Here is a 15820-nt window from a genome sequence, read left to right on the forward strand (position 1 = left end):
GATCATGTTGGAACCGGTTCTGCGCCAAATGGTCTCAGAGCCGGCCGAGACGGGGATGGGGGCGCGCCGTGATACACGGCCGCGGTCCGGGAATTGCTTTCTGAGATGCCGCAATTCAGGACAGAAAACCGCTTCGCACTTTTCCTGGAATTGATGTTTGTATTGCCGCAATTGCGGACGGAAAACCGCTTCGCACTTTTCCTGCAATTGCTTTAAGCTCCCGGCATTTCATGCCACGGAATTGATAAATGTCGCTTCGCCTTGCCACCTTCAATATCGAGAACCTCTTGAGCCGGTTCGATTTTTCCGGCTTTCGCAACCAGCTGAAACAGGATCGGGTGCTGAGGCTCTTCGATGTGAAGACGGAAGCCGAGTACCAGCGGCTGGAGGAGGCGCGCACCATCGCGCATACGGACGACACGCGACAGATGTCGGCCTTGGCGATTGCCGATTGCGATGCCGATATCCTCTGCCTGCAGGAAGCCGACAACATGGCCTCGCTGCAGGCCTTCGAATACAACTACCTCTTCCGCATGGTCGGCAATGGCTATCGCCAGAAGTACCTGATCGAGGGCAATGATTCGCGTGGCATCGACGTTGCCGTGCTGATGCGCGAGGAGACGCGCGACGGCCAGCCGATCGAATGCCTGGAGGTGAAGAGCCATGCGGGGCTCACCTATGAGGACCTCGACCTCTTCAACGACCAGATTGCGCTCACCAACCGGCCGGCCGACCGGATCTTCAAGCGCGACTGTCTGGAACTCGATCTTCGGATCGGCGGCCGGCCGCTGACCCTTTACGTCGTGCACTTCAAGTCGATGGGGCCGGCGCGCGAGGGTCTGGACGGCCGGCAGGCGACGATGCCGCTGCGCGTGGCCGAAGCCTCGGCCGTGCGCCACATCATCGAGAGCCGCTTCGGCCGCGGGAAGACAGCCGACAAGATGTTCGCGATCTGCGGCGACATGAACGACTACCAGGAGAAGGTGAACATCCTCGGCGACCGGCGCACCGGCTATCAGTTCGTGCCGCACGAGGAGGAGAAGAGTTCGCTCGACGTCTTCAGCCATGACGGCTTTGTCGAGAACCCGATGCTGCGCCGGCCGGTGATGGACCGCTGGACGCTGTTTCACAGCCGCGGGCCGCAGGAGCGGCATCTCTGCCAGCTCGACTATATCTGGCTGTCGCCGGCGCTTTCCAAGCGCAACGCGCACCAGGTGCCCGAGGTCATCCGCGGCGGCCAGCCGTTCCGGACGATCTTTCCGCCCGAGCTGGAGGTGGAGCGCTATCCGCGCACCGGCTGGGACCGGCCGAAGGCGTCCGACCATTGCCCCGTCGCCATCACCCTGGACGTGTGAGCATGAGCGCGCTTGAAAGCAACACGGCTCACTGGCCGGACGAAGGTGTGATCATCCCGATCGATGACGTCGACATTCGCGTCAATGGCGCAGCGCATCCGTTTCATCTGGCCGAGGTGTCCCGGGCTGAGGAAAACTGGCAAGGGGAGATCGCCGCCAACCCGCATCTCTTCGACGGGCGCATGGTCCTGCTCAGGGCGCTTCGCATCGAAGACGGGCGGGTAACAGGCGAGGGGCATGTGGTGCCCTATTCGACCTTTCTCTGGTGGCGGAAGACGCGGGCGAAGAGCGCCTTTCATCTCTTTGCCATGCCGGCGATCCTGTCTTCCGACGGCGCCTTGATCCTGGTGCGCATGGGCGGGCACACGGCCAATCCGGGGCGGGTCTATAGTCCCTCCGGTTCGCTGGAGCCCGAGGATATCGTCGACGGCGGCTGCGACATCGATGGCAACATCCGCCGCGAGGCGATGGAGGAGACCGGCATCGACCTTACGCTCGCCGCGGTGGAGCCGGGCTATCATCTCCTGCATATGGGCCGCGCCGTGACGCTCATCCGCGTCTATCGCTATCCGGAGACGGCGGCAGCGCTGGTTGCGCGCGTGGCGGAGCACATCGCCACGGATCCCGAACCGGAGATCGACGAGGCGATCGCGGTTTTCGGTCCGGATCCCCACGCGCACAACTATCCGCCCTTCATTCCGCCCATTCTGGAGTGGCTGTTTCGGTAACATCCGCTCGCCACGACCATGAATCAATAAATCGCGCTATCTTTTTGTATTTGTAGTGCTTATGCCGCGCGCGTCTGCTTGCGCATTGGGCCCCGTTGATGCGCAGGACGAACTGCCACGCCTTCACACATGCCCGCGCCCCTCGGTCGTTGCATCCCAACAATCAGGAAGGACCGCGCAGGGTGGAAAACGGACTTCCACCCGACCAGCCACCGACACTGCAGTCTCACCACGTGAAAGCAATATCGTCGGCAGATAAGTCCGCAAGCGAAACGCCTTCGATGAGGATGCCTTCGGTTTCACCATGAAAGGCTACATAGAGACCCTCCTCTGTGTCATGCGAGGCAGCCACAAAGGAATCGAAATTATAGATGTTGGTGTCGCCAGGATAGAAGCCTCCCAACTCGATCACGTCGCCACTTTGGGTGTCAAAATCGACGATATGATCGATGCTGCTATGGCGAACCTCAAATCCACTCCAGTGGAATGTGTCAGCGCCCTCACCGCCGATCAGACGATCTGCTCCCTGCTGGCCGAAGATGTGGTCATTGCCGCCGCGCCCCTCGAGAAGGTCATCGCCGCTTCCTCCCTGGATAATATCGTTACCGGCGGCGCCGCGTAGGGTGTCATCATGGTCACCGAAAACGCGTATCTCGAAATCTTCGACATTGACAAAAGTCAAACCCGTTGAGCTTGTTCCACTCGCGGCGTCAACATTGATCGCAGCCGATAGATCGGGGACGGTGATCTCAAGCGTATCGTGGCCATCGCCGCCATCAATGTCGGTTAGTCGAGCGGCAAAGATCGTGTCTTGACCGGCGCCGGCCCTGACGGTGGTTATCTCGGTCGTATTGGAATTAACGACCGCGAAATGGTCATCACCATTGCCGCCGTCGAGCATATCGGCGCCACCGTAGCGGTTATCGAGCCAATCATTGCCTTCACCGCCGAATAACGTGTCATTGCCTTCATCACCATCGAGGAAGTCAATACCGTCGCCTCCAGAGAGGTAGTCATCGCCTTCACCCCCACTAAGTGAGTCGACTCCGGCACCGCCTTCAAGGCGGTCATCACCGCCTTCGCCATAGAGATAGTCATTGTTTTCGCCGCCAAACAGGCGGTCGGCCCCATTGCCGCCGAAGAGGTTGTCGCGGCTGAGGCCACCGAGCAAAGTATCATTGCCGCTGCCGGTATGTGCGTAAACCCGCTCAAAATTGTGAAAGGCGGTACCGGTCGATGTAACGCCATTGACCACATCGACCGTGACATCATCGGTCCGATCCGCATCCTCGAACCGTAACGTGTCGTCACCGTCGCCGCCGTCGAGTTCGGCAGATGAAAGTGTCGTTGTGATGCTGTCGTCGCCACTGCCGCCAGAAAGATAATTGGCCCCGAACCGATCGATTATCGTGTCGTTGCCCGCACCGGCGTCGATAACATCAGCACCCAGGGAACTCATTTGATTATGGGTGTTCGGCAATGACTGGCCGCCGATGATGTCCGCGCCGTCTCCGGTCGAGATCACGTCGTCACCCGTGCCACCCTCAACAATGTCCTTGCCGCTACCGGTCGTCAGTTCCAGCCGCTCAATGCCGCGGTAGAAGATGTGATTGTCGGTCTCAGCCGGGTCGCCGAAGGTTACGTGGCGGTTCATGCCGTTAAACGTGACTCGGTTGCCCGTCCCCGAAAGATCGATGACCAGCGTATCGATGCCGGCACCTCCCCGTGCCACGCCGCCCGTTCCGTTGAGTTCCAGCCGGTCATCGCCATCGCCGCCATCGAGCTCGTCATAGCCGCTGAAACTCATCAGGCGGTCGTTACCGGTCCCACCATAGAGAAAATCGTTCCCAAGCCCGCCGTCCAGCGTGTCATTGGCGCCGAGACCCCAGATATTGTCGTTTTCGTCTGTCCCGAACAGGGTGTCGTTCGCATCAGTGCCGACTATCTTTGCCATTGTTTTCGTCCTCCTGAAAAGAATTTATAATCAAACAACAATTTCAAACAAGTATTATGTTTACTAAGTACAGTAATTTTATTGTACTTCAATTATAATTCAAAACTTAAATCAATATCCATCACTGTCATGTAAATAACTGAAAACCGGCGAGATACTGGAGCAACTGGCATTGAGGCCAATGACGCTAGCCCGAAGCGCCAGAGCCAGTCGCGTGACGGCTGGCAAGACTTGGATTTAGATTGTTAGTATTTTCTGATGTTTCCTTCGGCTTTTGCTACTGTTGTCGAGATGACGGAGCGCGGTAACTGCGTGCCGCGGGCTGTTGAGCAAGATGGGAGGTGCTCATGCGACGGGGACAGATGTCAGAGGCGGCGCCGAGGTTAAAGAAATCGTGATCCGCGCCGAGCTGTGCACGGGTGCTTTTAAGCCTTGCCGCCCGCGTCCCGACGCTGCAAAGTTCGCGCATATTCGCAAGGGGACATGAATGGCGCTCAGCTACGCGATCTACGACGTCTTCACCGACAGGCGACTGGAAGGCAATCCGCTGGCCGTGGTCTTCGGTGCCGACTGGCTCGACGATGAAGCGATGCAGGCGATCGCGCAGGAGTTCAACCTGTCGGAGACGGTGTTCATCCGCAGGCCCGGCGGTGCTGCGCATACGGCAAAGCTCCGGATCTTCACCCCCTTCCAGGAGTTGCCCTTCGCAGGCCACCCGACGGTCGGCGCGGCGATCGCGATCGCCGAGGCCCAGCACGGCGCGATCGAGGAGGGCATCGATATCGTTCAGGTGCTGGAGGAAAAGGTGGGGCCGGTGCGCTGTGCGGTGCGGCTGAAGGCCGGGCAGGCGAGCTTTGCCGAGTTCGACCTGCCACGAAAATCCGTGCGGCTCGACGCCCGCTTCGACCGGCAGGCAATCGCCGATGCGCTGAGCCTGAAGCTCTCGCAGATCGGTTTCGAGAATCACGTGCCTTCGTTCTGGAGCGCGGGCGCACCCTTCGTCATGGTGCCGGTGCACGACGTGGCGGCGGCCGCCGCGATCGAGTTCGATTCGCTGCGCTGGGAGCAGTTGACGCCGATGGCGGAAGGGCGGCTTGCCGCGGCCTATGTCTATTGCCGCGGCGGGGTGAACCACACGGCCCGTTTCCACGCCCGCAAGTTCGGGCCCGGTGCCGGCAATCTCGAGGATCCGGCCACCGGCTCGGCCGTGGCAGCCCTTTCCGGCGCGATCCACTATTTCGACCAGTTCGTCGACGGCCACCACCCGGTGCTCGTCGAGCAGGGCGTGGAAATGCGACGCCCGTCCTTCATCCACCTGCATCTCGACATCTCGGGCGGCGAGATCAGCAACGCCCGTATCGGCGGCCATGCGGTGAAGATCGCATCCGGCGAACTCTACGTCTGAGGCACAGATGTGTGTTTTGGAAAATTCAACTTAATCAGCGCTTTAGGAGAAAATTGGTGGGTGATCACGGGCTCGAACCGTGGACCCGCTGATTAAGAGTCAGCTGCTCTACCAACTGAGCTAATCACCCATCCGTGGCGTGGCTTTAGCGCACGAGGCTGTCGCACTCAAGAGGAAATCTCATCGCCTTATCGATAAATCACAACCGAGGTATCAATCTCGGCGCAGTGTGAAAATCAACTCCTGTTCGTTGCGCGCGCGTAATGGCTGAAAGCGGGTTTCGTCCCTCGTTGTCTCCCCTCTGTGTCAGTGACGGCCGTGCCGGCCCTCAAGGAAGGCGCCCGCCTTTGCTAGGCAACCTGTTCTTCACAGGGCTTCGCTTTGTCATGCACGGTTTTTCAAAAAAATTTCACAAAGCCGCTGGACAACCCAATCGAACGCCTTTATACGCCCCCTCACGACAGCAGCGGGACACGCCGCAGCGGTCGCGGATGGGTGATTAGCTCAGTTGGTAGAGCAGCTGACTCTTAATCAGCGGGTCCACGGTTCGAGCCCGTGATCACCCACCAAATATCTCTTTAATATCAATATGATATCGAAAATGGCCAGTTCCAGCGGACTGGCCTTTATCGTTTTACGGCGCGTTTTACGGCGCGCCGCCGATGCATTGGCCTTTCCGATTCCGCCAGCGCGTTTTATCCTTGGCCCCATGCCTCGCGAACCTTCCCCGCAACAGCGCGCCGCGCTCATGATAGAAGCCCTTGAGGCGGGCGGGGTATCACGTTCAGAGATCGCCAGAGCCGCGCATGTCAGCCGCAACACTGTTTGGAGGCTGGCCAGCGGCGAGGCGCGGCAACCCGCCTGCGAAACCGTCGAGCGGATCGAAAAGCTGTTCAATGCGCGGAGGCCGGGTCGATGAGCCCTCGAACGATCATCGAGGCTTTGCTTGCCAAAGGCTGGAAACCCGCTGGCTTGGCCCGCGCGCTCGATATCACCGACGAGGTTTTCTATTGCTTGAGGTTTGGGCGGGCGGAGCCCTCCCGCGAACTGGCGGCCCGCCTGCGTTTGCTGGCCGGGAAAGCGCCGCCAATCCGGCATCATCCGAACTGCCAACCCCGGTTTGGGCGGTAGGCGGGCAAGCAAAACCCCCAACACTCTTGGGGGATTCACGTTTCCCTTCGAAACATGAGCGAAGAGTCTTCGCTTATCGCTGGCGCGGCAAACTATTGAGAATTTCAAGCGTTCGAAATTGCCAAGACTCTTGGGAATTTGTTTCCCGAAAACCTTTCACAAACTAAAGGGTTTTCCACCGCAAGCCAGAAAGCCATGCTGTTGGCGCTGGAATACCCGGAAAGCCAACAAGGAAAACGTAATGACTTGGTAACTTCGGCAGACTCTGCCGAAGTTCTATCAGGCTTTTCTCCCCCCCCGCCGGGTTTACCACGTGATCCCTGTGATCGTTTGAACGCGGTTGGCGCGCCTCATGGCCCATGTAATTTCGCACAACATGCGCAGGCCCAAAACGTCGGTTTGATAAAGCTCCCGAACCGGGGCGGCGGTAATAGCGCCAGCCCCCGCCGTTCCGGTAGCGAGCGGCAAAGGCGCGGTGTCTTCCTCATGGATCGCCGCTTCGGAACTGATATCGAACTCCGGCGCGTTTTCTACCGAGGCGAAATCAGAGCTGTCGACCGCAACGATCCGTTTGGCCGGTAGCGCCGGGGCAATCACGAACGAACCGGCCAGCGCGGGCGCAAGGATCAGCGCCCGCTGGTATTCGGCCAACGGCAGCAGATAGACGAGATCGGTGCTGTAAGGGATTGCCTCGGCCAATTTCGAGAGGTCGCCGCTCAAGGCAACAATTCCGCCGCCAGCGGTCGGCGCAATCGGCGTTACCCCTACCAGTATCCCGCCGGGGCTCGCCGCCGTCGCCGCCGTATCCGAAAGCAGAACCGCGTCCAAGGCGACTTGCGTATCGAAAGCAATGGCGTCCCGCAAAAGGGCTTCGATATTGGGCAAGCTGCGCTTGGCAATTTCGCTGGTAAACGTCGAAATGACGCCAAGCTTATGCGGAACGACCGTTCCGCTGGTCAGCGTCAGTTTCTTGACCGGAATGGCATCGCCCTCCCCAACGAAACCGCCGGCTAGTTCGGTGCCTGGGTTGGTTCGGGAAGGAAGCCTAAAGGCGGCAGCGCCGGGGCCGAATTCGAGGTTTAGCCCGCGCGCATGCAACGTCGCATATGTCGAGTTTGGCGAGAGAAGCGGAAGCGCGGCAACGGTCTCGCCGCCCGCCAAAGCGCCCGCCCATTCGAGATTGTCCGTCCTCGCCGGCGCCGTTGCTTTGAAAATCGTATCGGGTTCCGCAACCGCCTTGGCAATCCGCTCGCCATAGAGCGTCTTCGCCATTTCCGCCGCGTCCCGTTTCAGCGGGTAGGCGATAACGCGCGCGGCAAGGGCCTTGATCAGGATATCGCGCGGCGAGGGCTTGCGGCGTTCGCTGCCGCCCATTGCCGAAAGAATGCGATGCGCCCCTACCGTGCTGCTCTTGATTTGAGCGAGATGGCGGTGAATTCGTTCCTCTGCGGCTGCGTGGTCATGCACCATGGAAGGTCTCCCCGTAGACGAGTTTGCGCAATTCGGCGTTTTCGGCTTCAAGCTTTTCGATCCGCGCAAGAACCTCCTCCCTGATCTGGTGAAGGACTTGCGCTGTGGCGTCGGTGAGTATTGTTGCGGCGTCGTTGGCCCAAGCGCGGCCCGCCAGTTCGGCAACGTCATGGACGTAACCCGCATTGACCGGCGCGGCGCGGTTCGGCGGCGGCTTAACCATTTTGCGGTTGGCTGCCTGCCGTTCGAGTTCGGCGAATTGCTCCGGCGTATATTTCGCGCGCAACTCTTCGATTGTCGGCTTGAGCATTAAAAAACCCTCCGAAACGCGCGCGGAAGGGCTGAATGTTTCGAAGCTGGTCCGGTCAGCAATCCACGCGACTGTCTCGATTGTACCAGATTGTTACGGTTCCGAAATAACCGAAATGAAATGCCGGTCAGGCCGGGTCAAGAGGGGTTATTGAGGGTATTTTTCCCCGTTTTGGCAAAAGGCCCCAAAATATTTTTTCACGGAATCGACACCACGAGTCCAGCCGCGATGTTGGCGGCCTCCCCCTTACTCTCGGCCTATCCCCCCCCCCCGGCCCCATGAAGTGCCAAGGGGCCGGGGGGGGGCTGCTGCTATTTCGGTTGAGCCAGACGCCATGTTCGGTTGCGCTGAACGATGAACCGATAAACCAAATCGGGCAAACGCTGCGCGATAAACAGGTCGCGATCGCCGTCCTTTTCCCAAGTGTATCGCGAGAACCAATGCATATCGAACTTGCCGATGCTTGGTTCGTGTCCAGCTTGTCGCTGATCCCGATCCTTCTGTATGTTCCACTCGGTGCGGGAGCGAAAACGAGTGGCCCCGAGACCGGCCATTTCAATTTCGAGTTAGCGCTGGAACAGATCGGTGCGGAAAGAACCCTCACGGTTGCAGAGGATAGCAGAATCGTAGTCTACGTTGAGCGCGAGAGCTGCGCAGCTCATTCGGGGGCCTCCATTGACTGTAGAGATATTTGCTAAGAACTACCGAGGATTTCGGGAGCTGTATTTTCCCCTCGATGGAACTAGTTTCTTAATAGGGGACAATAGTTCTGGTAAGAGTTCAGTTCTGAACTTGGCAAACTACGTTGTTTCAACAGAACTTCAGACAACTCGCGTAATGAAGGACTCGGAGCCGTTTGGACGTTACGATTTCTTCTCGCCGTATTTTTCTTTTGCGGACGTGACGATTGGCTTCAAGTCGTCGATGAAGAAGCGAACGGTTTCTAAGTTGATCACAATGAAGCGACGTAGTGACCTTTTGCAGCCAGCTGTCCAGAGGTTCACTGTTGTAAGCGATGGTATGCGTCTGACATTTAGGCAAACCGAGCGCGGGTGCTGGTTCAAGACTTCTGTCTTGCCGGCAGACTATACTTGGAGAGACCTATGTCGTGTTCACGAAGAGCCTGGTGGATTTAAGCGATTCCCCATGGACGCCGAAGGCGAAGCGCACTCTGTGAATTCCGTCGGGTTCATCTTTTCACTGATAAGCAAACGCTTGGTTGGCAGCCAGTTTGGGGAAGCTTTATTGCGGAGCATCGAGCCCGCCATTCCTCATGATTCTGCCCACATAGGGCCGCTGCGGCAGTCTCCAGTACCTTTCTATACCCACGACAGGAAATATAACGTTCGCGGTTCGCATTTCGCTTCCATGTGGCACGACATGACGAAGGCGAAAGATGCCGTTTACCTAGATGTGGTGCGGAAATTTGGTGCCGAGAGCCAGCTATTCGAGGATCTCAGTGTAGAAAAGTTGTCCAAAAAGGTGTCCGCGTCGCCACTTGTGGTAACCGTGAAGAAGCACGGGAAAGACTTCACCCTCGCTCAGGTCGGTGTAGGTATATCTCAGGTAGTTCCAATTATAGTTGACGCGATCTTCCGAAAGGCGACGAATGATACTGTGGTTATGCTACTGCAGCAGCCGGAGCTTCATCTTCATCCCATCGCCCAAGCTGCGCTCGGAGAATTCATCTTCAGTATGGCAGATGATTCTATGTGGTTCGTTATCGAAACACACAGTGACTACCTAATCGATCGCTTCCGCATAAACATCAAGGAGAAGAGTGAGGTTAAGCCTGCCAGAGTATTGTTCTGTGAGAATCGTGAGGACGGAAACCATTGCACCATTATCGAAATTGGAACTGATGGTGAGATAGTGGATCCGCCTGAGAATTATCGAGATTTCCAGCTTAATGAGCTAATGCGGACCATGTTCTAATGGCAATAGTACTAATTGACGTGTCAGCTTTCTCTAAAGATTGGTTTCGAAGGATCATTAAGCAACTGGGGAAATCAAGTGGCGTGCGATTTTTGTTCACGGATCAAGAGAAGTATTTGAGAGAGGTCGGCGGCGTCGTACCGTTGGCTACTTTTCTAAAAGAGATGAAAAATAAGGGTAGGAGGATAGATGTACCTTCTGCTGACGTCCAAGAGTTAATGGATAACCTCGGCAAACATGCTACCTGGATTGCGAACGCAAAAGTCTGTGATGATCCGCACCTGTTTGCCATTACTACGCTTGGGAGAGGAAAGTACATCTTTACGGACGAGAAACGGCTTGCAAAATGCCGGGGCTGTATGGTGCCCGTGAAAGCTGACATTTGCGGGTTTAAGACCATACGGTCTGAGGCCGTCTATAAGAAGCACCGCAGCAAGGTGTTCAAAGCGTAGCTGTTCGCCTTCTTTTGCCAACGGATTTAGCGGTCGGCGTTGCTTGAGCTACCGCCTCGATGCATCGGCTCCGACCTTAATTTCGAGCTTGTTAGCCATCGGCCAACTCCGCGCTGAGATCGAACTGGCCAACGACTTCGGTGGCGAGCGTCAGCAATTTGCCTTCGTCCATTTCGACTAATTCGGCTTCGGAAAGCCGCTTGCCTTGGGCGGCGGCGAAGATCGCGACGAGGCGCACGCAGTATTGGCTATCGGATATTTCGCCGCGCGAATGTTCGCCAGCCAATCGAAGAGAGCGGAAGAACGGCAGCGCGAGCGCGTTACTCATCGCCGAACTCCTCGTCCGTCATGCGCTCGAACCAAATGGCGACGTAGCTGGCATATTCGGCCAACTGCCTATCGCTGAGCTGATCCAGTTCCGATTGCGTAAACGGGCGACGGCCCTTGCGAACGAAAGCGCGGACGACCTCTATCAGGAAAGCGCGCGGGCTTGTCGCCTCGCCGCCCAAGCGGGCGCGTATAGTTTCCATGCGGGCTTTGAAAAGGGAGAGTGTTCGCCGGTTCTCGCTCGGCTCCGGCTCATGGCCATGGGGTTCGGGAACGTGAGCATTCATGGCGCTGGCCTCCCTGCGCATGGCTCTCCTGCTGTTTCCCAAGGCGAAGGATAGCAGAGAGGACGGGGGAAACGAAGACGGGGCTATTCCCCTGCGAGCGCAACCCGGAAGGTCTGGCTTTCATCGCCGTGTCCATCCCAATTTGGCCGTTCGTGTCTGCTGAAAAGCTCTGCATACCGGGGCGCCGGGCAAAGGTCCTCGACCAGCGCATAGAACTCCTCCGGCTTTTGCGAGTGATCCCTTACGGGCGCGCGCAGCAAAGTGCTCATAGCCGCAAGCTCGACAACCGGCTTTCCCCGAACGGCGAACAGGCAATGCTCGGTTTGCCCCCGGAGCCAAAAGCCTTGCCCCATTCGGTCTTTGGCCCACGTCAGCATGGTTTTATGCTCGAACCCCCAAGCGTCCAGAACCTCGAACGCCTGCCGCAAATGATAGTTCGTCGTCCATAGCCAAAGGATCGAATCCGGGTGCGCAAGCGCTGCAACGTCCAGCGTGCAAATTTGATCAATGGACATTGTCGGGTAAAGATAGGTAGCCCGGAAAGCCGGGTCATCGTCCTCGATATCATACGGCCATGGCGGGTCGGCAACGATAACGCGATATGGCCCGCGCGCCGGCAACGGCGGCGTTTCCCGCCGTATGGCTTCCGCCTTTCGCGCAACGACCAGCCGCCTGAACGGCCCGTCCACGCGCCCGGTTCGGTCCATATCCTCGACCAGCTTGCCGTATTTTTCCGGCTCCGCTTCCGCCGCCTCGACCAGTTCCTTGGCTTTGGCCAACGTCGTCCGCTTGGCCCCGATCCGAGCGGCAACCTTGTCGCGGGATTCGCCATTTGGCCCCGCCAAGTTGGCGGAGCCATTTCTGTGGCGCGCCGCGTCTATTCGTTCTTGGGCCGCCGCCCGTTCCTCGTCCTCAACGTCCTTGGCAATTGCGACCTGTTCGGAGGGGAGGAACTGTTTTCGCTCTTGGTTCTCCGCCAGTTCGCCGCGAACTATCGAGGCAATATCGACTACCCTTACGGGGATTTCCTGCCAGCCCAAAAGCCGCGCCGCCGCCAACCGCCGTTCGCCGGCTATTAGGCTGCCGTCCGGTTTTATGACAATTGGCTGCAGCAAACCGATTTCAGCTATCGAGGCGGCGAGGCTTGTAAGATCGCCTATGACGACCCTATGGCGCTTGCCGACGCGGATTGATTCAATGGGGCGTTTCTCTGTCCCCTGCATGCCTGTTTCCTCCCATTTTGCCGCCCTCCCGGCGGCGGCCTTCGATACGTAAATGAGGGGCCTCCCAAGGCCCCCTGTATTACGTAGTAATAGGGGGGGCGCGAACAGGTGGCCATGTTACTGAAAACATTGGCAAACCGCCGAGGCGGGAACAGGCAGGAAAAAGGGGGGCGCGAACAGGCTCTAGAAGTTGCATTCAACAACCTCCAAGCGACGCGTTTCTTTCGATTTCGGGCCATGCAAAACGTTGGCGATCTTGCCGTTTGCCAGCAGCCAGCGCATGGCGGCGGCAAGCTCTTTGATCGAGATGTTTTCGTTGAGCGGATCGGGGTAGAACAGCTTGGGCGCATAGTTGCCTGCTGTTGGCCCCGCCGACGCGGTGATATGGTTTTCGTTATGAAAGCGGAGGATGGCCACGAATACCCGCCTCGCCTTGTCCTGCCTGCCGATATCGCTCCCGGCCCGATCCGGCCTGTCGGTGCAAACCAGCGCGCCGCAATCCCACCGCAGGTTCAGCTTGATCCCCTTGGGGCCGTAATTGGCTTTCATGCTTTCAAGTACCTTGGCCGCGCTGTCGCCTTCGTGCGCGCCGTCGTTCTCGCCAGCGTCCCGCAGATACAGCCTTGAGCGGACGGAGTTGTTCCAGGCGGTCGAGCCCGACAGGCCGGTGCCGGTATTAATGCCGGTCAGCGAGGGGTGGCCCAACAACAGGACCACGCATTGGTGCCGGACGGCCAGCCGCCGCAACATGCCAATGAACTGCCGCGCCTGCGGGCGGCTGTTTTCGTTGCCCGCATAGGCGTCTGCCAAGTTATCGAGTGTAAGCAATCCCGGCTGTACCTTGGCCATGGTGAGGCTCAAGCGCTCGAACAGGCTGGTAGGGACAAGCCGCCCTTTGGCCTCCAAGGCCAGAACCGCGTCGTCGCCGACAAGGCTCATGATTTCCAGCGCGGCCATAGCGGCAAGGTCGAGCCGTTCTCCTGCCGCGATTTCGCAAGCCCTGCGGTTTATCTCGTCCTCGTCCTCCTCGGCGCTGAGATACAAAACCTTGCCTTGGCGAACGCTACCGTTCAGCCATGCGCCGCCAGAGGCGACGGCCATGGCGAGTTGCAGCGCCAGCAACGATTTGCCGGTGCCGCCGTCGCCGGTCAGCAGCGTTACATTGCCAATCGGCAGCAAACCCCGTTCGTCCAGAAATGCGCGCGGCTTGGGCGGTGTGCGGGTAATCGCGGCCAGCGTTTTGGTCGGGATAGCGATTTGCGGCTCGCCATGGCCGTTCGGCGGCAGGTAGGTTTCTATGCGCTCGAAATCGTCCTCCCGAACCTCGTCGGGCTCGCGCGGCGGCTCACGTTTCGCCATGGTCGCGGCCCTCCTGCGGCGGGTAAAGGATAACGGCCCTCGAACCGGCGGCGGCCCAACGTTCCGCGCAGCGCCTTGCGGCCCCAATGCCGGTTTCGTCGTTGTCGGCCCATATCGCCAGCCGTCGAACCTTTTCGAGGATTGGCAGCGCGGCAATACCGCCCGCCGAACCCATGGCCCAAAGCGGCCTTACCCCGCGCTGGTAAAGCTTGAGGCCGGTTTCGACGCCCTCGCAAATGTTGAGCGTATCGCCCACGCGCTCGAACGGCGAAATCATGACCGCTTGGCCCTTGACCGGCCCCAACATTTTCTTGTTGGCATGGCCGCGCCCGCGTATGCGGTGGATTGCCGTAACCGGCGGATCGGCCAGCGGTTCGCCCCGGTTGAGGATCGGTTCGAAGGCGCAGAGAAGCGTAGGCCCTGGGCGGCGCGGGTCGTCGCGGCCAAACGGGACGAACGGATGAAACCGCAAGGTTCGACGGCGCAAATAATCCTCGGCGGGCAGTTCTATCCCGCGCATGTTCAAATAGTTTTCTACCCATGTATGGCGGCTATCGAGGCTTTCGCGCCATAACTGGGCGGCGAACTGCTGGCGGCGCGCTTCCGCCCGTTGCTGGTCCCGCCTGGCCTGCTCGAACCGCCGGTAGCGCTCGCGTTTCTCATGAGCCGACAGTTCCCGTTCCGGCTGGCCGGAACCCGCGAACCCCTCCCAGCCGCAGCGGGCGCAACAATGGGATATTGTTTCGGGGGAAAGCCGCCAGAGCCGCAGGACTCGGCGCATGCGGTTGGCGGGCGAGTGCCGGAAAGGCCCGCATGAGGGGCAGGCAACGTCAGCCATATCTCGGCGGCCCAACAGTAGCGCAAGCGTCTGATAATCGCTCATGGCCGCCCCCATAGGCCGGGGACGTATTGGGCGACCGCCTCAAGGGCGGCGGCGGAAAACCGTTTGGCCATGGCCGCGTCGTCAAAACTTACCAGCGGCTGGTACTTCGGCTTGCCGTCCTCATGGCGAACCGGCTGGCCGTCCCTGTCGAGCAAGGGCCGGGAAGGCAACGCGACCCATTGGCGGCTCCCCGTATCGAAAACCGCGCAGCCATGAAGGCGCAGGCGGAAGGCGGTTATGTGCAGATCAGCGAAACCCTTGAGCGCGCCCTGGCCGTTGGCGGCATGCCAGCCGATGCAGGAAATGCCGGATTGTGGGGGCGAGGTTTGGAGTTCGGCGGGAAGGTTCATGGGCGGGCCTCGTCAAGCAAGCCCCATAGCCGGTCGCAATCGGCCTCCCGGCAATCGAGAAGCGCGCGCAAGGTTTCAACCTCGCAAAGCAGCCGCCGCGCCATATAGCGCTCGAACTGGACGGCGATTTCGGCAAGGGCGCTGTCGGGCTGCTTTTTTGCCAAATTGGTAAAATGATTTTCCGCACGGGGGGCTTGAGCGGCGGCGGGGATATTTCCGCGCCGCGCTGGCATTACAGCACCGAGGTTTCAGTACGGGGTTGCACGGCGCGGCTCCTCTTGCGGCGGGAGACCGGCGGCATTATTTTCGGGGCGGCAAAGTAGTCACAAGCCACGCCAGAAAAACAGCGCGCCGTCGGGCCTCCGGCGGTGTTCTGTTGTTTACTCGGCGGTTTCTGTTTTGCGGCGGCGGGCGGCGCGGGCGCGCAACCACGCATGGACTTCGCGGCGGGGATAGAGCGCGCCGCTTTGCATTGAGTCGCCCATTTTTACCGGCGGCGGAAATCCGCTAGTGCGGACAAGGCGACAAACTTCGACGCGGCTCTTAACAATCCGCCGGTTGATAAGATCATCGGCGCGATAGTAGCTGAATTCGTCGTCTTCCTGTTGCTCTTGCATGGCGTCGTTACCCTGAAAGATGACCGCCTTTCAT

The 15820-nt window shown here is 59.1% G+C and carries 18 protein-coding genes and 2 tRNA genes; 7 read left to right on the forward strand and 13 right to left on the reverse strand.

Translation table 11 applies throughout. The features are described 5' to 3' along the window. Positions 1 to 248 precede the first annotated feature (248 nt). Both XB14_RS06115 and XB14_RS06120 read left to right on the forward strand, forming a co-directional pair. Entirely contained in the window at positions 249 to 1355 is a 1107-nt protein-coding gene (locus XB14_RS06115; protein WP_077960764.1) for an endonuclease/exonuclease/phosphatase family protein, read from the forward strand. Positions 1356 to 1357: 2 nt separating this feature from the next. Further along, positions 1358 to 2083, forward strand: a complete 726-nt coding sequence (locus tag XB14_RS06120; RefSeq protein ID WP_077960765.1) for an NUDIX hydrolase — start codon at positions 1358 to 1360, stop codon at positions 2081 to 2083. 226 nt (positions 2084 to 2309) lie between these two features. On the opposite strand, the gene XB14_RS06125 is transcribed toward XB14_RS06120, so the two are convergent. Continuing rightward, positions 2310 to 4037, reverse strand: a complete 1728-nt coding sequence (locus XB14_RS06125; protein WP_077960766.1) for a calcium-binding protein — start codon at positions 4035 to 4037, stop codon at positions 2310 to 2312. A gap of 487 nt (positions 4038 to 4524) precedes the next feature. On the opposite strand from XB14_RS06125, the gene XB14_RS06130 reads away from it, so the two are divergent. Next, positions 4525 to 5442, forward strand: coding sequence for a PhzF family phenazine biosynthesis protein (locus XB14_RS06130; RefSeq protein WP_077960767.1), 918 nt, complete (start codon positions 4525 to 4527; stop codon positions 5440 to 5442). A 54-nt stretch (positions 5443 to 5496) separates the two neighbouring features. Here the strand turns inward: XB14_RS06130 and XB14_RS06135 are convergent. Beyond that, positions 5497 to 5572, reverse strand: a tRNA-Lys gene (locus tag XB14_RS06135). A gap of 363 nt (positions 5573 to 5935) precedes the next feature. Here XB14_RS06135 and XB14_RS06140 point away from each other — a divergent pair. Together XB14_RS06140 and XB14_RS06145 are read left to right on the forward strand one after the other, a co-directional pair. Beyond that, positions 5936 to 6011, forward strand: a tRNA-Lys gene (locus XB14_RS06140). Positions 6012 to 6043: 32 nt separating this feature from the next. Beyond that, positions 6044 to 6361, forward strand: a complete 318-nt coding sequence (locus XB14_RS06145) for a helix-turn-helix domain-containing protein (RefSeq protein WP_179119541.1) — start codon at positions 6044 to 6046, stop codon at positions 6359 to 6361. Positions 6362 to 6879: 518 nt separating this feature from the next. Here the strand turns inward: XB14_RS06145 and XB14_RS06155 are convergent. The 3 genes from XB14_RS06155 to XB14_RS33105 all read right to left on the reverse strand — a co-directional run bounded on the left by XB14_RS06155 (position 6880) and on the right by XB14_RS33105 (position 8907). Further along, a complete protein-coding gene (locus XB14_RS06155; protein WP_179119542.1) occupies positions 6880 to 8043 on the reverse strand; it encodes a phage major capsid protein in 1164 nt (387 codons plus the stop codon). After that, positions 8033 to 8353 carry a hypothetical protein gene (locus XB14_RS33100; protein WP_179119543.1) on the reverse strand — a complete coding sequence of 107 codons (321 nt, stop codon included), beginning with the start codon at positions 8351 to 8353 and terminating at the stop codon, positions 8033 to 8035. Before XB14_RS33100 ends, XB14_RS06155 begins: the two co-directional genes overlap by 11 nt. Before the next feature lie 311 nt (positions 8354 to 8664). Then, positions 8665 to 8907 (reverse strand): hypothetical protein, encoded by a 243-nt coding sequence (locus XB14_RS33105; RefSeq protein ID WP_179119544.1) that lies wholly within the window; start codon positions 8905 to 8907, stop codon positions 8665 to 8667. Positions 8908 to 9028: 121 nt separating this feature from the next. Between XB14_RS33105 and XB14_RS06165 the strand changes: the two genes are divergently transcribed. Both XB14_RS06165 and XB14_RS06170 read left to right on the forward strand, forming a co-directional pair. Next, positions 9029 to 10288, forward strand: a complete 1260-nt coding sequence (locus XB14_RS06165; RefSeq protein WP_143348250.1) for an AAA family ATPase — start codon at positions 9029 to 9031, stop codon at positions 10286 to 10288. After that, the gene (locus tag XB14_RS06170) at positions 10288 to 10740 is read left to right on the forward strand and encodes a hypothetical protein (RefSeq protein WP_077960773.1); all 453 of its coding nucleotides are present in this window, start codon (positions 10288 to 10290) and stop codon (positions 10738 to 10740) included. The genes XB14_RS06165 and XB14_RS06170 overlap by 1 nt, the downstream gene beginning before the upstream one ends. A gap of 91 nt (positions 10741 to 10831) precedes the next feature. Here the strand turns inward: XB14_RS06170 and XB14_RS06175 are convergent, their stop codons facing one another. The 8 genes from XB14_RS06175 to XB14_RS06205 all read right to left on the reverse strand — a co-directional run bounded on the left by XB14_RS06175 (position 10832) and on the right by XB14_RS06205 (position 15786). After that, entirely contained in the window at positions 10832 to 11068 is a 237-nt protein-coding gene (locus tag XB14_RS06175; RefSeq protein WP_077960774.1) for a hypothetical protein, read from the reverse strand. After that, positions 11061 to 11375: a hypothetical protein gene (locus XB14_RS06180; protein ID WP_077960775.1), complete on the reverse strand. Its 315-nt coding sequence runs from the start codon at positions 11373 to 11375 to the stop codon at positions 11061 to 11063. Before XB14_RS06180 ends, XB14_RS06175 begins: the two co-directional genes overlap by 8 nt. A gap of 62 nt (positions 11376 to 11437) precedes the next feature. Continuing rightward, on the reverse strand, positions 11438 to 12577 hold the full coding sequence (locus tag XB14_RS06185) for an MT-A70 family methyltransferase (protein ID WP_077960776.1): 1140 nt from the start codon (positions 12575 to 12577) through the stop codon (positions 11438 to 11440). 183 nt (positions 12578 to 12760) lie between these two features. Continuing rightward, positions 12761 to 13936 (reverse strand): AAA family ATPase, encoded by a 1176-nt coding sequence (locus XB14_RS06190; RefSeq protein WP_077960777.1) that lies wholly within the window; start codon positions 13934 to 13936, stop codon positions 12761 to 12763. Continuing rightward, complete coding sequence (locus XB14_RS06195; RefSeq protein ID WP_179119545.1) at positions 13923 to 14819, reverse strand: toprim domain-containing protein; 897 nt, start codon at positions 14817 to 14819, stop codon at positions 13923 to 13925. Before XB14_RS06195 ends, XB14_RS06190 begins: the two co-directional genes overlap by 14 nt. Continuing rightward, positions 14816 to 15169: a hypothetical protein gene (locus XB14_RS06200; protein WP_077960779.1), complete on the reverse strand. Its 354-nt coding sequence runs from the start codon at positions 15167 to 15169 to the stop codon at positions 14816 to 14818. The genes XB14_RS06195 and XB14_RS06200 overlap by 4 nt, the downstream gene beginning before the upstream one ends. Beyond that, a complete protein-coding gene (locus XB14_RS32525) occupies positions 15166 to 15402 on the reverse strand; it encodes a hypothetical protein (protein ID WP_143348252.1) in 237 nt (78 codons plus the stop codon). The genes XB14_RS06200 and XB14_RS32525 overlap by 4 nt, the downstream gene beginning before the upstream one ends. A 147-nt stretch (positions 15403 to 15549) precedes the next feature. Next, positions 15550 to 15786 (reverse strand): hypothetical protein, encoded by a 237-nt coding sequence (locus XB14_RS06205; RefSeq protein WP_077960780.1) that lies wholly within the window; start codon positions 15784 to 15786, stop codon positions 15550 to 15552. Positions 15787 to 15820 lie beyond the last annotated feature (34 nt).

The organism is Ensifer adhaerens (assembly GCF_002007205.1).
GTDB classification, from domain to species: domain Bacteria; phylum Pseudomonadota; class Alphaproteobacteria; order Rhizobiales; family Rhizobiaceae; genus Ensifer; species Ensifer adhaerens_D.

Excerpts from the sequence above, each read along its gene's own strand:
- XB14_RS06115 (WP_077960764.1), top strand. The coding sequence starts at position 249 with ATGTCGCTTCGCCTTGCCACCTTCAATATCGAGAACCTCTTGAGCCGG.
- XB14_RS06120 (WP_077960765.1), top strand. The coding sequence starts at position 1,358 with ATGAGCGCGCTTGAAAGCAACACGGCTCACTGGCCGGACGAAGGTGTG.
- XB14_RS06125 (WP_077960766.1), bottom strand. The coding sequence starts at position 4,037 with ATGGCAAAGATAGTCGGCACTGATGCGAACGACACCCTGTTCGGGACA.
- XB14_RS06130 (WP_077960767.1), top strand. The coding sequence starts at position 4,525 with ATGGCGCTCAGCTACGCGATCTACGACGTCTTCACCGACAGGCGACTG.
- XB14_RS06145 (WP_179119541.1), top strand. The coding sequence starts at position 6,044 with ATGGCCAGTTCCAGCGGACTGGCCTTTATCGTTTTACGGCGCGTTTTA.
- XB14_RS06155 (WP_179119542.1), bottom strand. The coding sequence starts at position 8,043 with ATGGTGCATGACCACGCAGCCGCAGAGGAACGAATTCACCGCCATCTC.
- XB14_RS33100 (WP_179119543.1), bottom strand. The coding sequence starts at position 8,353 with ATGCTCAAGCCGACAATCGAAGAGTTGCGCGCGAAATATACGCCGGAG.
- XB14_RS33105 (WP_179119544.1), bottom strand. The coding sequence starts at position 8,907 with ATGGCCGGTCTCGGGGCCACTCGTTTTCGCTCCCGCACCGAGTGGAAC.
- XB14_RS06170 (WP_077960773.1), top strand. The coding sequence starts at position 10,288 with ATGGCAATAGTACTAATTGACGTGTCAGCTTTCTCTAAAGATTGGTTT.
- XB14_RS06175 (WP_077960774.1), bottom strand. The coding sequence starts at position 11,068 with ATGAGTAACGCGCTCGCGCTGCCGTTCTTCCGCTCTCTTCGATTGGCT.
- XB14_RS06180 (WP_077960775.1), bottom strand. The coding sequence starts at position 11,375 with ATGCGCAGGGAGGCCAGCGCCATGAATGCTCACGTTCCCGAACCCCAT.
- XB14_RS06185 (WP_077960776.1), bottom strand. The coding sequence starts at position 12,577 with ATGCAGGGGACAGAGAAACGCCCCATTGAATCAATCCGCGTCGGCAAG.
- XB14_RS06190 (WP_077960777.1), bottom strand. The coding sequence starts at position 13,936 with ATGGCGAAACGTGAGCCGCCGCGCGAGCCCGACGAGGTTCGGGAGGAC.
- XB14_RS06195 (WP_179119545.1), bottom strand. The coding sequence starts at position 14,819 with ATGAGCGATTATCAGACGCTTGCGCTACTGTTGGGCCGCCGAGATATG.
- XB14_RS06200 (WP_077960779.1), bottom strand. The coding sequence starts at position 15,169 with ATGAACCTTCCCGCCGAACTCCAAACCTCGCCCCCACAATCCGGCATT.
- XB14_RS32525 (WP_143348252.1), bottom strand. The coding sequence starts at position 15,402 with ATGCCAGCGCGGCGCGGAAATATCCCCGCCGCCGCTCAAGCCCCCCGT.
- XB14_RS06205 (WP_077960780.1), bottom strand. The coding sequence starts at position 15,786 with ATGCAAGAGCAACAGGAAGACGACGAATTCAGCTACTATCGCGCCGAT.